At 73.2% G+C, this 15,811-nt stretch carries 15 protein-coding genes; 5 read left to right on the plus strand and 10 right to left on the minus strand.

From position 1 onward, the window contains the following. Window positions 1-79: 79 nt before the first annotated feature. Both B1L11_RS16575 and B1L11_RS46880 read right to left on the minus strand, forming a co-directional pair. Window positions 80-550, minus strand: a complete 471-nt coding sequence (locus tag B1L11_RS16575; RefSeq protein ID WP_079315305.1) for a hypothetical protein — start codon at window positions 548-550, stop codon at window positions 80-82. A 269-nt stretch (window positions 551-819) separates the two neighbouring features. Further along, window positions 820-972 (minus strand): hypothetical protein, encoded by a 153-nt coding sequence (locus tag B1L11_RS46880; protein ID WP_179155184.1) that lies wholly within the window; start codon window positions 970-972, stop codon window positions 820-822. A gap of 166 nt (window positions 973-1,138) precedes the next feature. Here B1L11_RS46880 and B1L11_RS16580 point away from each other — a divergent pair, with 166 nt between their 5' ends. From B1L11_RS16580 to B1L11_RS16595, 4 genes are all read left to right on the plus strand, one after another. Beyond that, window positions 1,139-2,320 carry a sensor histidine kinase gene (locus B1L11_RS16580; RefSeq protein WP_256862609.1) on the plus strand — a complete coding sequence of 394 codons (1,182 nt, stop codon included), beginning with the start codon at window positions 1,139-1,141 and terminating at the stop codon, window positions 2,318-2,320. Window positions 2,321-2,415: 95 nt separating this feature from the next. Then, a complete protein-coding gene (locus B1L11_RS16585) occupies window positions 2,416-3,081 on the plus strand; it encodes a response regulator transcription factor (protein WP_218671165.1) in 666 nt (221 codons plus the stop codon). A 113-nt stretch (window positions 3,082-3,194) separates the two neighbouring features. Further along, complete coding sequence (locus tag B1L11_RS16590; RefSeq protein ID WP_079315308.1) at window positions 3,195-3,938, plus strand: ABC transporter ATP-binding protein; 744 nt, start codon at window positions 3,195-3,197, stop codon at window positions 3,936-3,938. A gap of 3 nt (window positions 3,939-3,941) precedes the next feature. After that, window positions 3,942-6,431: an ABC transporter permease gene (locus B1L11_RS16595; protein WP_079315309.1), complete on the plus strand. Its 2,490-nt coding sequence runs from the start codon at window positions 3,942-3,944 to the stop codon at window positions 6,429-6,431. Between the two features lie 153 nt (window positions 6,432-6,584). On the opposite strand, the gene B1L11_RS51010 is transcribed toward B1L11_RS16595, so the two are convergent. The 8 genes from B1L11_RS51010 to B1L11_RS16635 form a co-directional block, all read right to left on the minus strand. After that, on the minus strand, window positions 6,585-7,883 hold the full coding sequence (locus tag B1L11_RS51010; protein WP_256862610.1) for a toxin glutamine deamidase domain-containing protein: 1,299 nt from the start codon (window positions 7,881-7,883) through the stop codon (window positions 6,585-6,587). 510 nt (window positions 7,884-8,393) lie between these two features. Further along, window positions 8,394-9,491: a molybdopterin-dependent oxidoreductase gene (locus B1L11_RS54035; RefSeq protein WP_306291666.1), complete on the minus strand. Its 1,098-nt coding sequence runs from the start codon at window positions 9,489-9,491 to the stop codon at window positions 8,394-8,396. Between the two features lie 146 nt (window positions 9,492-9,637). Beyond that, window positions 9,638-10,132, minus strand: coding sequence for a hypothetical protein (locus tag B1L11_RS54040; protein WP_306291667.1), 495 nt, complete (start codon window positions 10,130-10,132; stop codon window positions 9,638-9,640). 47 nt (window positions 10,133-10,179) lie between these two features. Next, the gene (rdgB, locus tag B1L11_RS16615; RefSeq protein WP_079315351.1) at window positions 10,180-10,782 is read right to left on the minus strand and encodes an RdgB/HAM1 family non-canonical purine NTP pyrophosphatase; all 603 of its coding nucleotides are present in this window, start codon (window positions 10,780-10,782) and stop codon (window positions 10,180-10,182) included. A 29-nt stretch (window positions 10,783-10,811) separates the two neighbouring features. Beyond that, a complete protein-coding gene (gene rph, locus B1L11_RS16620; protein WP_079315312.1) occupies window positions 10,812-11,528 on the minus strand; it encodes a ribonuclease PH in 717 nt (238 codons plus the stop codon). Window positions 11,529-11,533: 5 nt separating this feature from the next. Further along, window positions 11,534-12,286: an MBL fold metallo-hydrolase gene (locus B1L11_RS16625; RefSeq protein WP_079315313.1), complete on the minus strand. Its 753-nt coding sequence runs from the start codon at window positions 12,284-12,286 to the stop codon at window positions 11,534-11,536. After that, on the minus strand, window positions 12,283-13,119 hold the full coding sequence (murI, locus tag B1L11_RS16630) for a glutamate racemase (RefSeq protein ID WP_372974684.1): 837 nt from the start codon (window positions 13,117-13,119) through the stop codon (window positions 12,283-12,285). Before murI ends, B1L11_RS16625 begins: the two co-directional genes overlap by 4 nt. Before the next feature lie 80 nt (window positions 13,120-13,199). Then, on the minus strand, window positions 13,200-13,994 hold the full coding sequence (locus tag B1L11_RS16635; RefSeq protein ID WP_079315315.1) for a thioesterase family protein: 795 nt from the start codon (window positions 13,992-13,994) through the stop codon (window positions 13,200-13,202). 330 nt (window positions 13,995-14,324) lie between these two features. On the opposite strand from B1L11_RS16635, the gene B1L11_RS16640 reads away from it, so the two are divergent. Then, the gene (locus tag B1L11_RS16640; RefSeq protein ID WP_218671166.1) at window positions 14,325-15,782 is read left to right on the plus strand and encodes a DUF3352 domain-containing protein; all 1,458 of its coding nucleotides are present in this window, start codon (window positions 14,325-14,327) and stop codon (window positions 15,780-15,782) included. The last annotated feature ends 29 nt before the right edge of the window (window positions 15,783-15,811 follow it).

The following is a 15,811-nucleotide window of genomic DNA, read 5'->3' on the forward strand; positions in this document are numbered from 1 at the left end:
ACGCAGCCCACGAACCGGGGGGAACCCGTAGGCGCGCGCCGGCCCCTCCGCCGGCGCGCGCCTACCGGCAAGCCAAGCCTCAGCCAGGCGCCTGACAGCGCACCCCGGCGTCTGTCTGCCTGCACCAGGGCGGCAGGTTGTCCTGGGACTGCGGCACGTCCTGACCGTAGCCGCGGGGGAAGAAACGCTGCCGGTCGCCTCCGGCGTCCCAGCTCGTCCCCGCGTCCACCCGGTCCCAGACCATGCTGGTGACGGCCACGATGCCACCGCCGAGGAGCGCTCCGACGATCGCGGACGCGACGCCGACGGCGACGAGTTGCCCGGCGTGTCCACGAGGCAGCCGAGCCGCCAGGCGCGTGGGGAAGCCGGGCCTCGGGGCGGACGCGAACCGTGGCCGCGGGTCCTGCCAGCCCGGGGCCTTCCATCCCGCGCCGCCGGGGCCGAAGGCGTACCCGCTGCCGATCGGGGGCCTGCTGGCGGGTCCCGGCCCGAACCGGCCCGGGCCCGCGGGGCCTGTCCACGTCGAATACGGCCCTGCCGCGCCCGGCATGTTCCCGGGGCTGCTCCACGGCGAACCCGGCCCTGCCGCGCCCGGCGTGTTCCCGGGGCCGGTCCAGGCCGAACCCGGCCCCGCCGCCCCGGGTGTGTTAGCCGGGCTGGTCCACGGTGATGTGGGAGTGTTCCGAGGAGGCAGCGGCGCGGTCGGCCCGTTCGGCCCAGCAGCTCCGGTTGACGAGGTGGATCCGGCCGGCGCAGGCGACCGCGACCAGCCCAGTCCCGACCGGCTCAATCCCGACTGGCTCAGTCCCGGCCGGCCCGCTAGACCCGCTCGGCGCGCCCGGCGCGGCGGGCTCGGCCGATCCGCTGGTCGCGGTCGGCTCGCTCGACCCGGCCGGCCCGGTCTCCGGCTCCGGGCGCGGGCCGCGCGGCTCGTCCCCTGCCGCCGCGCGACCCCGCGTCCTGATCCGCCATCCAACTCTCCCTTTACCCGCTTCACAGAAGCGTTCCCGGGGACAAGGATGCGCCGTGATCCGTAAGAACGGCGTAAGCCCGGCGGGCGGCTGCGACCTGAGTCGTACCGCCGTATCCACCGCAAGGGTGAGACCTTCCTGAGCAGCCGATACATATGGTTGGGTACGTGTTCGGCAGACTGCGCGCCTGGACCCGGCGCCACAGCAAGCTCGTGGACGCGCTCACGGTCTCCCCGCTGGCGCTGTTGAGCCTGATCACCGTCGAGGCGTTCAGCCGGGCCGGCTCGTTCGGAGCGCGGCAGGTCGGCGTGCCCGGCCTGCTGCTGCTGTCGGCCGTGCTCATCGTTCCGCTGATCTGGCGCCGCGACCACCCCCGTGAGGTGTTCGCGGTGGTCGCCGCCGTCAGCTTCGTCCAGTGGCTGCTCGACGTCATCGTCCTGCCCGCCAACATCGCGGTGCTCGTCGCGGTGTACGGCGTCGCCTCGCGCTGCACGCTTCGGTGGGCGCTGGCCGCCGGGGCGGTCGCCGAGTTCGGGCTGCTGCTGGCGATGCTGCGCTGGTCTAACGACACCGGGCGGGCATGGCCGTCGTCCTCGGCCTTCATCGTCGCCGTCTGGATCGCCGGGATCTACGCCAACACCCGCCGCCGCTACGTGGAGGGCCTGGTCGAACGCGCCGAGCGGGCCGAGCGGGAACTCGACCAGCAGGCGCGCATCGCGGCGGCGGCAGAGCGCGCCCGCATCGCCCGCGAGCTGCACGACGTGGTGGCGCACAACGTCAGCGTGATGGTCGTCCAGGCCGACGGCGCGGGATACGCCATCGACGGCGACCCCGAGCAGGCGCGGCGCGCGCTGCAGGCGATCTCGGCGACCGGGCGGCAGGCGCTGGCCGAGATGCGCAGGCTGGTGGGCGTGCTGCGGCAGGACGCCGGCAGCCCCGCGGAGGAGTACGCTCCGCAGCCCGGCGTGGCCCAGCTCGGCGACCTGGTCAGGCAGGTCAGGGACTCGGGGCTGCCGACCGAGTTCACCGTGTCCGGCACCGCGCAGACGCTGCCCGAGGGCGAGCAGCTCGCCGTCTACCGGATCGTGCAGGAGGCGTTGACGAACGCGCTCAAGCACGGCGGTCCCGGCACACGGGCCTGGGTGGAGATGACGTACGGCAGGGGCGAGATCGAGCTGAGGATCAGCGACGACGGCAGGGGCGCCGCGGCGCCGCGCCTGGTCGGCGGCCACGGCCTGATCGGCATGCGGGAGAGGGCGGCGATGTACGGCGGGAGCGTCGATGCGGCCCCTCGGCCGGGCGGCGGGTTCCGGGTGGTCGTCCGGATTCCCATCGGAGTGGCAGCGTGACGCCGCCGTCCCCCGGCCGTCCGCGGTGACCCGGCTGTCCCCCGACCGCGTACGGTTACGGGGATCACGGCGATGACGAGCGGAGCGGAGCGGCAGTGATACGCGTCATGCTGGTCGACGACCAGGAACTGGTGCGGACCGGGTTCCGGATGGTCCTCGGGGCGCAGCCGGACATCGAGGTCGTGGGCGAGGCGGCCGACGGACTTGCGGCCGTCGAGGCGCTGCGCACGGTCGAGGCGGACGTGGTCCTCATGGACGTCCGCATGCCGCGGATGGACGGCGTGGAGGCGGCCCGCGTCATCTGCGCGACGCCGGAGAGCCCCAAGGTGCTGATCCTGACGACGTTCGACCTCGACGAGTACGCGTTCGCCGCGATCAAGGCGGGCGCGGCGGGGTTCCTGCTGAAGGACGTGCCGCCGGCCGAGCTGATCAGCGCGATCCGGTCGGTCCACTCGGGGGACGCGGTGGTCGCGCCGAGCACGACCCGCCGCCTGCTCGACCGCTTCGCCGTGCTCCTGCCGGAGGGCGACGAGCGGCGGCAGGACGCCGGCGTGCTGACGGCGCGGGAGCGGGAGGTGCTGGTCCACGTGGCCCGCGGCCTGTCGAACTCCGAGATCGCGACGCGGCTGCATCTCGCCGAGGCGACCGTGAAGACCCACCTCGGTCGCATCCTGGCCAAGCTGGGGCTGCGCGACCGAGCCCAGGTGGTCGTCTACGCGTACGAGACGGGCCTGGTCTCCCCCGATCATCCGCGGGGCTGAGTCCCGGATACCTCGGAAGTCGCACACGCCCCGGCGGGACCGTCCCGGGGCCGCACGCGGAGAACGTCCGCGAGGCCGAGGAAACGCCCTGATCACGGCCATAGCGTGGCGTCATGACCACAAAAACTCAGGTTCGCACCGCGGTCGTCGCGCGGGGACTGACGAAGGTGTACGGGCAGGGCGACGCGGCGGTGCACGCGCTGCGCGGCATCGACGTGGGTTTCGCCGCGGAGGAGTTCACCGCGATCATGGGGCCGTCCGGCTCCGGCAAGTCCACACTGATGCACTGTCTGGCCGGATTGGACACCGTGACGGACGGTCAGGTGAGCATCGGCGGCGTCGAGATCACCGGTTTGAACGACAAGCAGCTCACGCTCCTGCGGCGCGAGCGCGTCGGGTTCATCTTCCAGGCGTTCAACCTGCTGCCGACGCTGACGGCCGAGCAGAACATCCGGCTGCCGTTGGAGATCGCGGGCCGCCAGGCCGACCAGGCGTTGTTCGACCGTGTGATCGAGACGGTCGGCCTGCGTGACCGGCTCAGGCACAGGCCGAGCGAGCTGTCGGGCGGCCAGCAGCAGCGCGTCGCCGTGGCGCGGGCGCTCATCAGCAAGCCCGAGGTGATCTTCGCCGACGAGCCGACCGGCAACCTCGACTCGCGCAGCGGCGCCGAGGTGCTGGCGTTCCTGCGCAGGTCCGTACGCGAACTCGGGCAGACGATCGTGATGGTGACCCACGACCCCGTGGCGGCGTCGTACGCCGACCGGGTGGTCTTCCTCAGGGACGGGCTGCTGGTGAGCGAGGTCCAACGGCCGACGCCGCAGGCCGTGCTCGACACGCTGATGGCGCTGGAGGCCTGAGCCGTGTTCAGGACCACACTCGCCGGGCTCCTGGCGCACCGCCTGCGCCTGGTGCTCACCTCCCTGGCGATCGTGCTCGGGGTCGGCTTCATCGCGGGCACGTTCGTGCTCACCGACACCATCGACGCCGGGTTCTCCCAGTCGTTCGCCGCGGACGCCGACAAGGTGGACGTGGTGGTGACGCCCAAGGACGACGCCGAGCGCGACGGGAACCTGCCGGAGGGCGCGCTCGCCGCGATCAGGGCGGTGCACGGCGTCAAGGACGCCCAGCCGATGGTGTCCGGGGACGCGCCGCTGATCGGCAAGGACGGCAAGGTCGTGGGGGACTTCCCCACCGCCGGGGTGTCCATCCCGGCGAGCCGCATCAAGATCACTTCGGGGAGGGCCCCCTCCGCCGCCGGAGAGGCGGTGCTCGACAAGAACACCGCCAAGGCCCAGGGCCTCGCGCCCGGAGCCACCGTCACCGTGCTCGACCGGGCGGGCAAGCGGCAGGAGTTCCGCCTCGTCGGGATCTTCGATGTGGGGATCGACCAGAACCTCGCCTACCGGGGAGCCGTCGCCTTCACCCCCGACTCGGCGCGGCGCGTCACCGGGGCCAAGGGCTTCACCGAGATCGACGTCGTCTCCTCAGGCCCCTCGCCGGAGAGCCTGCGTACGGCCGTCGCGGCGGCCGTGGGCGACGCGAAGGTCGTGACCGGGCGGGAACGCGCCGACGAGGTGGCCAAGCGCAACCACATGGACACGTCCTTCATCCGGCTGGGCCTGCTGCTGTTCGGCGCGGTCGCGCTGCTCGTCGCCGCGCTCGTGATCTACAACACCTTCAACATCCTGGTCGCCCAGCGGATGCGCGAGATGGCGCTGCTGCGCTGCATCGGCGCCACCAAACGGCAGGTCTTCGGCTCGATCGTGCTGGAGTCCGCCGTGGTCGGCCTGCTGTCGTCGGTGCTCGGCCTGCTGACGGGCCTCGGCCTCGGGGCCGCCGCGGTCGCCGTGCTGAGGGCCATCGGAACGGACATCCCCACGGGCACCGTGAGCCTGTCCCCGCAGACGATCGCCATCGGCATGTGCACGGGCGTCGTCGTGACGATGGCCGCCGCCCTGCTCCCGGCGCGGCAGGCCACCCGCGTGCCGCCCGTCGCGGCGCTGCGCACGCAGGTCGAGGAGCACGCGTTCCGCACCGGGGTCGTACGGGTGGTCATCGCCGCCCTGTTCGTGCTTGCGGGGGCCGGCCTCACCGCGGCGGGCATGCTGCAGAAGCCGGGCCAGGCGGCACTGCTGACGGTCATGGCGGGCGGCGTACTCGTGTTCTTCGCGGTGCTCATCCTCGGCCCGGTGATCGTACGGCCGCTGAGCGGGCTGGCCGGCTGGGTGCCGGCGCGGCTGTTCGGCGTGCCGGGACGGCTCGCCGTGGACAACTCGCGGCGCAACCCCAAGCGGGCGGCGACCACGACGGTGGCCCTGACCGTCGGCGTGACGCTGATGACGTTCATGGCGGTCCTGACCTCCACGGTGCGGACCACCGTGAACGGCCAGCTCGACCAGCAGTTCCCCGCCGACTACATCCTGTCCGCGCAGACGGGCACGATCCCCCGCTCGGTCGCCCACACGCTGCGCGCGAGCCGCGACCTGGCCGCGGTGACCGAGTTCCGCGGGAAGAAGGCCAAGGTGAACGGCCGCGAGTTCGAGGTGGGCACGGTCACCCAGTCGGCCATCGGCACCGCCATCAAGCCGGAGGCGTCGTCCGGCACCATGGACGGCTTCGGCGCGGGCGAGGTCGCGGTGGCCGACTACGTCGCGCAGGACCTCGGCGTCAAGGTGGGCGACACCGTGACCGTCGCGTCAGGCGGCCGGAGCACTCCGCTCAAGGTCGCGGCGGTGCTGAAGGCCGACGTGTCCCTGCTGCCGCCGTTCACCATGGCGGAGCAGGCGTTCGAACGGCACTTCGGCAGGGTGGACGACACGCAGGTCCTGGTGGACGCCGCCGACGGCGTGGCCCCCGAGCGGGCGCGCAAGGTCGTGGACGACGCCACTGCGGCCTATCCGGCGGTCAAGGTCGGCAGCACCACCGAGATCCGCGGCCAGTTCGACGAGGCGATCGACTCGATCCTCATGATCGTCACCGGGCTGCTGGCCCTCGCGATCGTGATCTCCCTGCTCGGCATCGCGAACACGCTGTCGCTGTCGGTCCACGAGCGCACCCGCGAGTCCGCGCTGCTGCGCGCCCTGGGCCTGACCCGGCCGCAGCTGCGGGGCATGCTCTCGGTCGAGGCGCTGGTCCTCGGCCTGGTGGGCGCGATCGTCGGCGTGATCCTCGGCACCGTGTACGGCTGGGCGGCGACGGCGACGCTCACGGAGAAGGTCGCGTTCCAGCTTCCGATCGGGCAGATCCTGATCTTCATCGCCGCCTCGGGCCTGGCCGGAGTGCTCGCCGCGGTGCTGCCCGCCCGCCGTGCGGCCCGAGCCTCGGTCGTCGGGGCGCTGGCCGCCTCCTGACCGCCGCCCCCGCCCCCGGCCTCGGCCGGGCCGGTACGGCGACCGCCCGGGCCGCCCGCGCGAGCGGGTGACCCGGGCGGCGGGCCGGGGCACAGACAGAGCCGGAGCGGGCCGGGGTCGTCGCCGTCGGGCCCGTGCTCGCCGCGCGGGCCGTTACAGGCGGCGGCCCTGGCGGTCGATCACCACCGCGAAGACCCCCGTGACGTCCTCGTACGGCGGTTCCACTGCCATGTGACCCCGTTGGGCGTCGATCCACAGGACCTCGCCCCGGCAGTTGACGGCGTTCCACGCGTGGCTGCCTCCCCCGGCCCAGCGGGTGATGAGGACCGCGGCGGCACCGTGACCGCCGAAGATCAGCCGCTGCGCGATGGCCACGTACGCCCGGCGGCCGTGGCCCACGTATTCGAAGCGGTGCCCGAGCCACTCCTCGGCGCGGGCGACGCCCCCGGTCTCCCCGGTGAGCAGCGGGCGTCCCGACCCGTCGTACTCCGGCTGCCTGCGTGCCGCCACGACGGGCTCGCCGTGCCAGGTGGACATCACCGACAGCGCGCAGTCCACGGCGTTGTTGGACCTGAACGCGTCCTCCGTCGGGCCTTCGGCGTTGATCAGACGGATCCAGGTGCCGCGCGGGTCCGGGAAGCGCCCGCTCACCGCCTGCGCGAGGCTCACCTGGCCGTCCGGATCCGCCTCGGCCAGGCCGCCGGGCCTGCCGTACGGGCGGGTCTCCTCCAGCCGTCGCGGGCGGCCCGGGCCGTCCAGCCAGTCGCGCTCGGTCTCGTCGTGCAGCACGGCGGACCAGAAGTCGTCGGCGTCCGCGAGTTCGCCCGCCTCGGGACCGTCGTCCACGGCCATGCCCGGCTGCGCGGGAAATCTCGGCGCGGGCGCGGTCTCGGTGAGCCACTCGTCCGGTCCGGTCTGAGCCACGACCTCGTGTCCCGCCTGGGGTGGCGGCTCGGGTAGCGGCTCGCCTTCGACGGCCGGCACGGCCGTCATGGTCTCCTCGTCCGCGGCGCCGTCCTGCGTCCCGACGGGAGCGATCTCCAGATGATCAGCGCTTTCCAGGTGATCAGCGACTCCCAGGCGATTCCCGGGCTCGGCCGGGTCCTCGACGTCGTCCTCGTGCTCCGCGTCGTCGATCCCGGCGTCGGATGCGGTGTCGGCGTCGTCCGGCTCCATCCCGGCGTCCCGGCACTCCTCCACGGGCGCGAGGTCCCCGGAGTCGTGCGAGCGGGGCTCCCCCGAGCAGGACTCTTCCGCACCGGACTTCTCCGTGCCGGACTTCTCCGCGCCGGACTCTTGCAGGGGCAACGGCGAGCAGTCGGGTGCCGCCTCGGTGGCGGCCGCTGCGATAGCTTCCTCAGCGATCTCCCCGGCCGCCGCCTCTTCCGCCGTCCCCCGGGCCTCCCCGGCGTCCTCGAAGTGTCCGAACTCCTCCGAACCCTCGGAGCCCACGGCGTCTTCGGCGTCTTTGAGGTCCCCCCCCGTCCTCCCTGTCCCCAATGTCCCCGGCGTTCCCGGCGTCGGCGGGTGCCACGGCGGGGACGGCTTCCCGGGCGTCCGGCGAGCCTGCGCGGCGCCCGATGGGCGCCGCCAGGCCGTGGCCCCCACGTCCCCCGCTCTCGCCGTTCCTGGCGGCCGGCACCACCGGCATGGTCACGGTGTCCACGCCCAGCGGCAGCGCCGCGAGCCGCACTTCCAGGCGGCGATCCTCCAGCGAGGGAGCAGGCGCCTCGGCGGCCTGCTCGTAGTCCCGCCATCGCCGGCCGTCGGCCGTCACGACCGGGTTGTACACACCGGACGGCAACCGCCACCTCGCATGCCGGCGCGCCCTTTCCTGGTTCACGCGCTTGGCCCCCCTCCTCGCGCCCATCAGGGTGCCGATGGTAGAGGCGAGCCGTCCGAGGCACGGCGGGTTTTCCCAACTCCAGACCCGGCTCTCCACGGGGACCGTGCGGGGGCCGGTCAGCGGGCCGTGACGGTGACGGTGTGGAGGCCGGTGGCGCCGTCGGGGGCGGGCGGGACCTCGTCCGCGGTCTGGGTGTAGCCGGTCGCGTCGGTGGCCCGCACGGAGATCGTGTGCCGCCCCGGCGTCAGGTCCAGGTCGAGCGACCACTGCCGCCAGGTGTCCGGGCCGGGGACGTCGGCGAGCCTCGCCTGCCGCCACGCGCCGCCGTCCACCCGCACCTCGACCGCGTCGACGCCGCGGTGCTGGGCCCACGCGACGCCCGCCACGGTCGTACGGCCCGCCGTGACCTCGTCCCCGTCACGGGGCAGGTCGATCCTGGACTGGGTCTTGATCGGGCCCCGGGGGGCCCAGCCGCGCGGCGTCCAGTAGGCCTCGTCCCGGTCGAACCGGGTGACTCTGATCTCGGTGACCCATTTCGTCGCCGACACGTATCCGTACAGTCCGGGCACGACCTGGCGGACCGGGAAGCCATGAGCCTCCGGAAGCACCTCGCCGTTCATGGCGACGGCGAGCAGCGCGTCGCGGCCGTCCATGACCACGTCGACCGGCGTGCCGCAGGTCCAGCCGTCCTCGGAGACGCTGAGCAGCATGTCGGCCTCGCGGCGGATCCCTGCCTCGCGCAGCACGTCGGCGAGCCGGGCGCCGAGCCAGCGGGCGTTGCCCGCGTACGGCCCGCCGACCTCGTTGGACACGCACGTCAGCGTGACGTCCGCCTCCGTCAGGGGGCGTTTGAGCAGGTCGGCGAAGGTCAGTTCGACCGGCCTGTCCACCAGCCCATGGATCTTCAGGGTCCAGCGGGCCGGGTCCACCGACGGCACGACGAGGGCGGTGTCCACGCGGTAGAACTCCGCGTTGGGCGTGACGAACGGCGTGAGGCCGGAAATCCGCAGGTCCGCCCCGGCGGGGATCGGCGCGGCCGGGCGCGCCGCGCGCGGCAGCATCCTGGCGACGCCGCGCCGGGCCAGTTCGGCGTCCTTGCTGCCCGACAGCAGCCATCCGCCGAGACCGGCGACACCCGCCACCGCGACGCCCGCGGCCGCCCCGGTCAGGAGCCTGCGCCGGTCGAAGGCATAGGGCCCCGCTCCCGCCCGCATGACGGGCGCGGGGTGGGCGGCACGGCGGGGCTGGGCTCCGCCGCACGGATCTCCTCCCGAGCGCCCTCCTCCCCGAACGCCCTCCTCCCCAACACTCCCGGCCCTCGTGCTCTCGGCCGGCACGGCCGCTGTCAGGGGCGTTTCGCTCATGCCCCGGTCGGCGGCCCGGCTGGCGGCCACGTAGTCCTCCTCGCCGCTGCCGTGGCACGGCGCGTCAGGCGCGACAGGGTCCAGGCGCCGGCCGCCGCGCCCGCGAGCGAGGGCAGGACGTGCGCCGCCCCCGCGTCCGGCCGGGACAGCGCGGCGGCGGCCCCGACGAGGCCGAACAGGGCCAGTCCCAGCGTGCCGTACGCCGTCCGGCGGCGGGCGAGCAGGCCGAGACCGGCGGCGACGAGGGCGAGCACGACGACGATGCCGCCGAGCAGGACCGGCTTGTCGTTGGAGCCGAAGGTGCGGATCGCCCATTCCTTGACGCCGGCGGGCGTGGCGTCGACGATCGCGCCGCCCACGGCGACGACCGGCGCGGCGCCGGGGTCGATCAGACCGGCGACGATCTGGGCCGCCCCGAGCGCCACCGCGCCGGCGACGAGGCCGGTCAGCGCGGCCGCCCAGGCGGGCATGCGGGTGCCTGCTGCGTTCACGTTCCGAACGCTACGCCCGCCCGTCCTCCCGGGGTCTTACGGCGGTATTACGAGACGACCTCGGCGATCACCGGGGCGATGGCCCGGAACGCCTTGCCCCGGTGGCTGATCGCGTCCTTCTCCTCGGCCGACATCTCGGACGTCGTGCGGGTGTCGCCGTCCGGCACGAAGATCGGGTCGTAGCCGAAGCCGCCCGTGCCGCGCCGTTCGCGGATGAGGTGGCCGTGCACGGCCCCCTCCACCACGTGCTCCTCCCCCGTCGGCAGCGCGAGCGCGGCCGTGCAGGCGAAGTGGGCCTGGCGGCGGCCGTCCGGCACGTCGGCGATCTGCGCGAGCAGCAGGTCGAGGTTGGCGTCGTCGTCGCCGTGGCGGCCCGACCAGCGGGCGGAGAAGATGCCCGGCATGCCGTTCAAGGCCTCGACGCACAGGCCGGAGTCGTCGGCGATGGCGGGCAGGCCGCTCTGCGAGGCGACCGCGTGCGCCTTGAGCAGCGCGTTCTCCGCGAACGTGAGGCCGGTTTCGGCCACGTCGCCGATGTGCGGGAACGCCTCGAGGCCGACGAGTTCGACCGGCACACCGGCGTCGGCGAGAATCCGGCGCAGTTCGACGATCTTCCCGGCGTTGCGGGTGGCCAGGACCACCTTGTTCATGCTGACGTCCTCGCTGGTGTCCACGGTGTTCAGGAGAGGGCTTCCATCTGGAGGCGGGTGAGTTCGGCACAGCCGGTCGCGGCCAGGTCGAGCAGGCCGTTGAGCGCCGTCCGGTCGAACGGCGTGCCCTCGGCGGTGCCCTGCACCTCGACGTAGTCGCCCCTGCCGGTCATCACCACGTTCATGTCGGTCTCGGCCTTGACGTCCTCGCTGTAGTCGAGGTCGAGCATCGGCTCGGTGCCGACGACGCCGACCGAGACGGCGGCGACCGAGTTCACCAGGGGGTCGCCGGGGCACATCCGGCGCTGCCGCATCCAGGCGATCGCGTCGGCGAGGGCGACGTACGCGCCGGTGATGGCGGCGGTGCGGGTGCCACCGTCGGCCTGCAGCACGTCGCAGTCGAGCAGGACGGAGTTCTCCCCCAGGGCCTTGTAGTCGACGCAGGCCCGCAGGGACCTGCCGATCAGCCGGGAGATCTCGTGGGTGCGCCCGCCGATCTTGCCGCGGACCGACTCGCGGTCGTTGCGCGTGTTGGTCGCCCGGGGCAGCATGGCGTACTCGGCCGTCACCCAGCCGAGACCGCTGCCCTTGCGCCAGCGGGGCACGCCGCTCTCCACCGTCGCGGCGCACAACACCCTGGTGCCCCCGAACTCCACCAGTACGGAACCCTCCGCGTGGGCGAGCCAGTTCCGGGTGATGGTCACGGGGCGAAGCTGGTCGGAACGACGACCGTGTGAACGAGCCATACGGGTCACCCTAGGTCATACACGGCCCCGCTCCGCGCCAACTCCATCGGGCCGGCGAAGCCGCCGCGCGAGGCGTCCTCCAAGATGCGGGACTTGTCGTACCACGGGACGAGATGGGTCAGGACGAGCGCGCCGGCCTCGGCACGGGCGGCGTGCTCGGCCGCCTGCCTGCCGCTCAGATGCAGGCCGGGGGTCAGGCCCGGCTGGTCGAGGAAGGACGCCTCGCACAGCAGGACGTCGGCCTCGTGGGCCAGCTTGACCAGTTCGGCCGACTCGCCGGTGTCCGCGGAGTACGCGACGGAACGGCCCTGGTGGGTGACGCGGAAGCCGTAGGTCTCCACGGGGTGGTTCATCGGGGCGGCCGTCACCTCGAACGGGCCGACGTGCCGGGTGCCGGGCGACAGCCGTACGAAGTCGAAGGAGTTCTCCAGCACGGGCTCGTCCGGCATCGCGTACGCCGCGTTGAGCCGCTTGGAGGCGCCGCCGGGGGCGTGGACGGGCACCTTCGGCAGCGGGCCGTCCGGGGTGTAGGTGCGCACCACGTGGTAGGCGCACAGGTCGAGGCAGTGGTCGGCGTGCAGGTGGGACAGGAGGATGGCGTCGACGTCGTAGAGCCCGGCGTGCCGCTGCAGCGCGCCCAGCGACCCGTTACCGAAGTCGAGCAGCAGCCGGAAGCCCTCGGCCTCCAGCAGGTAGCAGGAGGACGGGCTGTCGGGGCCGGGGAAGCTGCCCGAGCACCCGATGATCGTCAACTTCATCGCGAACTCCCTACGCCGCTGACGTCGCCGATGCCGGAGGCGGTCCGCTCCACCGACTGGAGCTCGGGACCGAGGAAGCGCTGCCCGAGACGTTCGAACAGTTCGGTGTCGCCGGTCGCCCGGAAGCGGTGCCTCGGCTCGCCCGCGCCGTTGGACAGCCCGCGGTCGTGCAGGATGCGATAGACGTCCTTGGCCGTCTCCTCGGCGCTGGACACCAGCGTGACCCCGTCCCCGGCGACGTACGAGAGGGCGCCGGTCAGCAGCGGGTAGTGCGTGCAGCCGAGGATGAGCGTGTCGCAGCCCGCGTCCTGGATCGGCTTGAGGTAGCCCCTGACCACCTCGATGAGCTCCTCGCTCATCGTCTCGCCCCGCTCGACGAACTCCACGAGCAGGGGGGCGGCCACCGCGACCAGCTCGACGTCGGGGGCGGCGGCGAAGGCGTCGTGGTAGGCCATCGACTCGATGGTGGCCCGCGTGGCGATCACGCCGACCCTGCCGTTCCTCGTGGCCCGCACGGCCCGCCGGGTGGCGGGCTGGATCACCTCGACGACCGGGACGTCGTAGCGCTCCCTGGCATCCCTGAGCACGGCCGAGCTCGCGCTGTTGCACGCGATGACCAGCATCTTCACGTCGTGCTCGACCAGGTGGTCCATGACCTCCAGCGCGTACGCGCGGAGTTCGGCGATGCTCTTGGGCCCGTACGGCTGGTGGGCCGTGTCGGCCACGTAGAAGATCGATTCGTGGGGCAGCTGGTCGATGATCGCCCGGGCGACCGTAAGGCCGCCCACGCCGCTGTCAAAGATCCCGATCGCCCTGGTGTTGTCCTCCGGCACGCTTCCCAAGGTTAGGGGACTGATCCCCGCCGCCGACGGTAAGAATGCTCACATCGCGCGCCGGGCACGAGGGGCGCGGTCTAGCCCCGCCCCAGCCGCGCGATCTGGCGCGACTGGGCGACCAGCCGGCCCGCCGAGTCCCACACCTCGACCTCCTCGTCGAACCAGCCGTCGCTGATCAGCCGTCCGCCGCCGATCAGGGTCAGCCACCCCGGCGCGGGCAGGGCCCGCAGGTGCCAGGTCAGCTCCACCGTCGGGGCCCATCCCCGCGCCCCCGCCGAGAACACGACCGGCGGCAGCGCGTCCACCGCCAGCGCCAGCACGTACGGGTCGGGGTCCTGCGGCTCGGCCAGCCGGAAGTACGCCCGCGACTCGGGCCGTCCGGTCGGCGCGCCGGTGAGCCAGCCGATCGTGGGCGGGTCGAACGCGAGCTCCATCTGGGCGCTGAAGTTCATGTTCGACTCGGGCTTGGGTTCGGGCAGGCGCACGCAGTCCGCCAGGTCCGGCATGACGGCCGACGGGCCGTCCGCCCAGTCCGGGGCCGCCTCCCCGTCGAGCGTCGCGGTCGTGACGAGCATCTCGATGAACGACTCGCCGTCCTGGACGAGCCGCGCCCGGGTCATCGCCGCCGTACGGCCCGTCTTGAGCGGTTCGAGCAGCACCCTGGCCGGGCCCGGCCGCGCCACCCGCAGGAACTGGGCGCTCGTGGAAACCGGGTGCGCGTGCGGCGAGGCGTCCACCACGGCGCGCAGCATCGTGGCCATGAGGTAGCCGCCGTTCAGCGGCCCTCCGATGGAGTACCCGTCGTCGAGACACACGTCGTAGGTGGTGTCGTCGACCCGGATGGCCTGCGTCGCCTCGTCGAACTTGGTCATGCGCCCCTCGCCGCTCTACCGAATATTGTTCTGCTCATTACTCTAGCGTGGCACTCCGGCGGAGCGCCCCCGGGGTCTCCAGGTCAAGCGGGTTGCAAGCGCGCCGCTACCGGCCGGGCCTAGCGTCGCGGCGTACCAGACGACGACGTATGTGAGTGAGCCCCATGTCCCCCCGACACCTCCCCTCGCAATCCGAGCCCCTGGCGGCCTGGTGACGAATCCGACTTCGACCGAACCGTCGCCTATCGCGTTCCCCGCCCCGCCGCGAACGAGGCGCACACCGTCCGGCTGCCGTCGTGGACGGAGCCTGAGGAGATCGGCTCCGCCACCGTGCCCGGCCCGCCGGCGCCGCCTGAGGGCAGGGGCCGGCGGGGGCGCGGCTGGATCCTGGCGCTGGTGGCCGCCGTGCTCGTCGGCGTGGTCGGCGGCGGCGGCGTGTGGGCCGCCTCGAAGCTCAGCGGCGGCGGCGCGCAACCGCAGGACGTGCTGCCCGCGAACGCGCTGGCCTACGTCCGGCTCGACCTCGACCCGTCGGCCGGGCAGAAGCTCGCGCTGTTCGGCATCGCCCGCAAGTTCTCGGCCACCCGCGACTCCTTCGGCGGGGACGATCCGCGCAAGGCGCTCGTCACCGCGCTGCAGAAGGACGACCCGGACCTCTCGAAGGTCGACTTCGCCAGGGACGTCGAACCCTGGCTCGGCGACCGCGTCGGCCTCGCCGTGCTGCCCGCGGACGGCGGCGGCGACCCCGTCGGCGCGCTCGCCGTACAGGTGAAGGACGAGGCGGCGGCCCGGACCGGCATCGCCAAGATGGGCCTCGGCGACGGCAAGGGCGGCCTGGCGTTCCGCGACGGATACGCGATCATCGCCACCAGCCAGAAGCTGGCCGACGAGTACGTCAAGGCGGCGCCGCTGTCCGGCGAGCCGCGCTTCGCCGGGGACCTCGGCGCGCTGGGCGAGCAGGGCGTGCTGTCGTTCTGGATGGACGTGGAGAAGGTCGCCGACGCCGGCTGGAGCGAGATCGCGGACACGCCCGTGCTGCAGCAGATCAAGGGCATGCGGTTCGCCGGCGCCCTCCGGTTCTCGGGCGACTACGCCGAACTGACCGGGATCACCCGCGGCGGGACGGCCACGTCGATCCGGCCCGAGCCGGTGAAGATCGGCGAACTGCCCGCCTCCACGGTCGCGGCGGCATCGATCTCCGGCCTGGGCGACCTGCTGCGCGAGCAGTGGCCGTCCATCGAGCGAGCGGCGGGCGGCCCGGGCGGCGAGACGGTCAGGCAGGCCCTCGACGAGGCGCGGACGCAGTACGGCCTGTCCCTGCCGGACGACCTCGCGACGCTGCTGGGCCGCACCCTCACGCTCGCCCTGGACGAGCAGGACCTCGACGGCGCGCAGCCCCGGGTCGGCGCCGTGCTCACGACGGACACCGCCAAGGCGCGCGACATGGTGGACCGGGTGAAGATTCATCGGAACGGCATGGAGAGGTCCGCCGACATCGCCACCGCCGAAGGCGACGGGCGGTTCGTGATCGCGAGCACCCAGGAGTACGCCGACGCGCTGAACGGCGGCGGCACGCTCGGCGAGAGCGAGACATTCAAGATCGCCGTCCCGGACGCCGCGAACGCCACCTACGCCCTGTACGCCGACCTCGACCGGCTGGAGAAGCTCTACCTGGACGGTCTCAGCGGCCAGGAGCGCGCCGACGCCGAGAAGCTGCGGGCGATCGGCCTGAGCGGCACCCACGGCGACGACGGCTCGACCTTCACCCTCCGGGTCGTGTTCAACTGATTCCCATACTCCGGCTCATCCCGCCCGAA

Source organism: Microbispora sp. GKU 823 (genome assembly GCF_002027145.1).
GTDB lineage: Bacteria > Actinomycetota > Actinomycetes > Streptosporangiales > Streptosporangiaceae > Microbispora > Microbispora siamensis.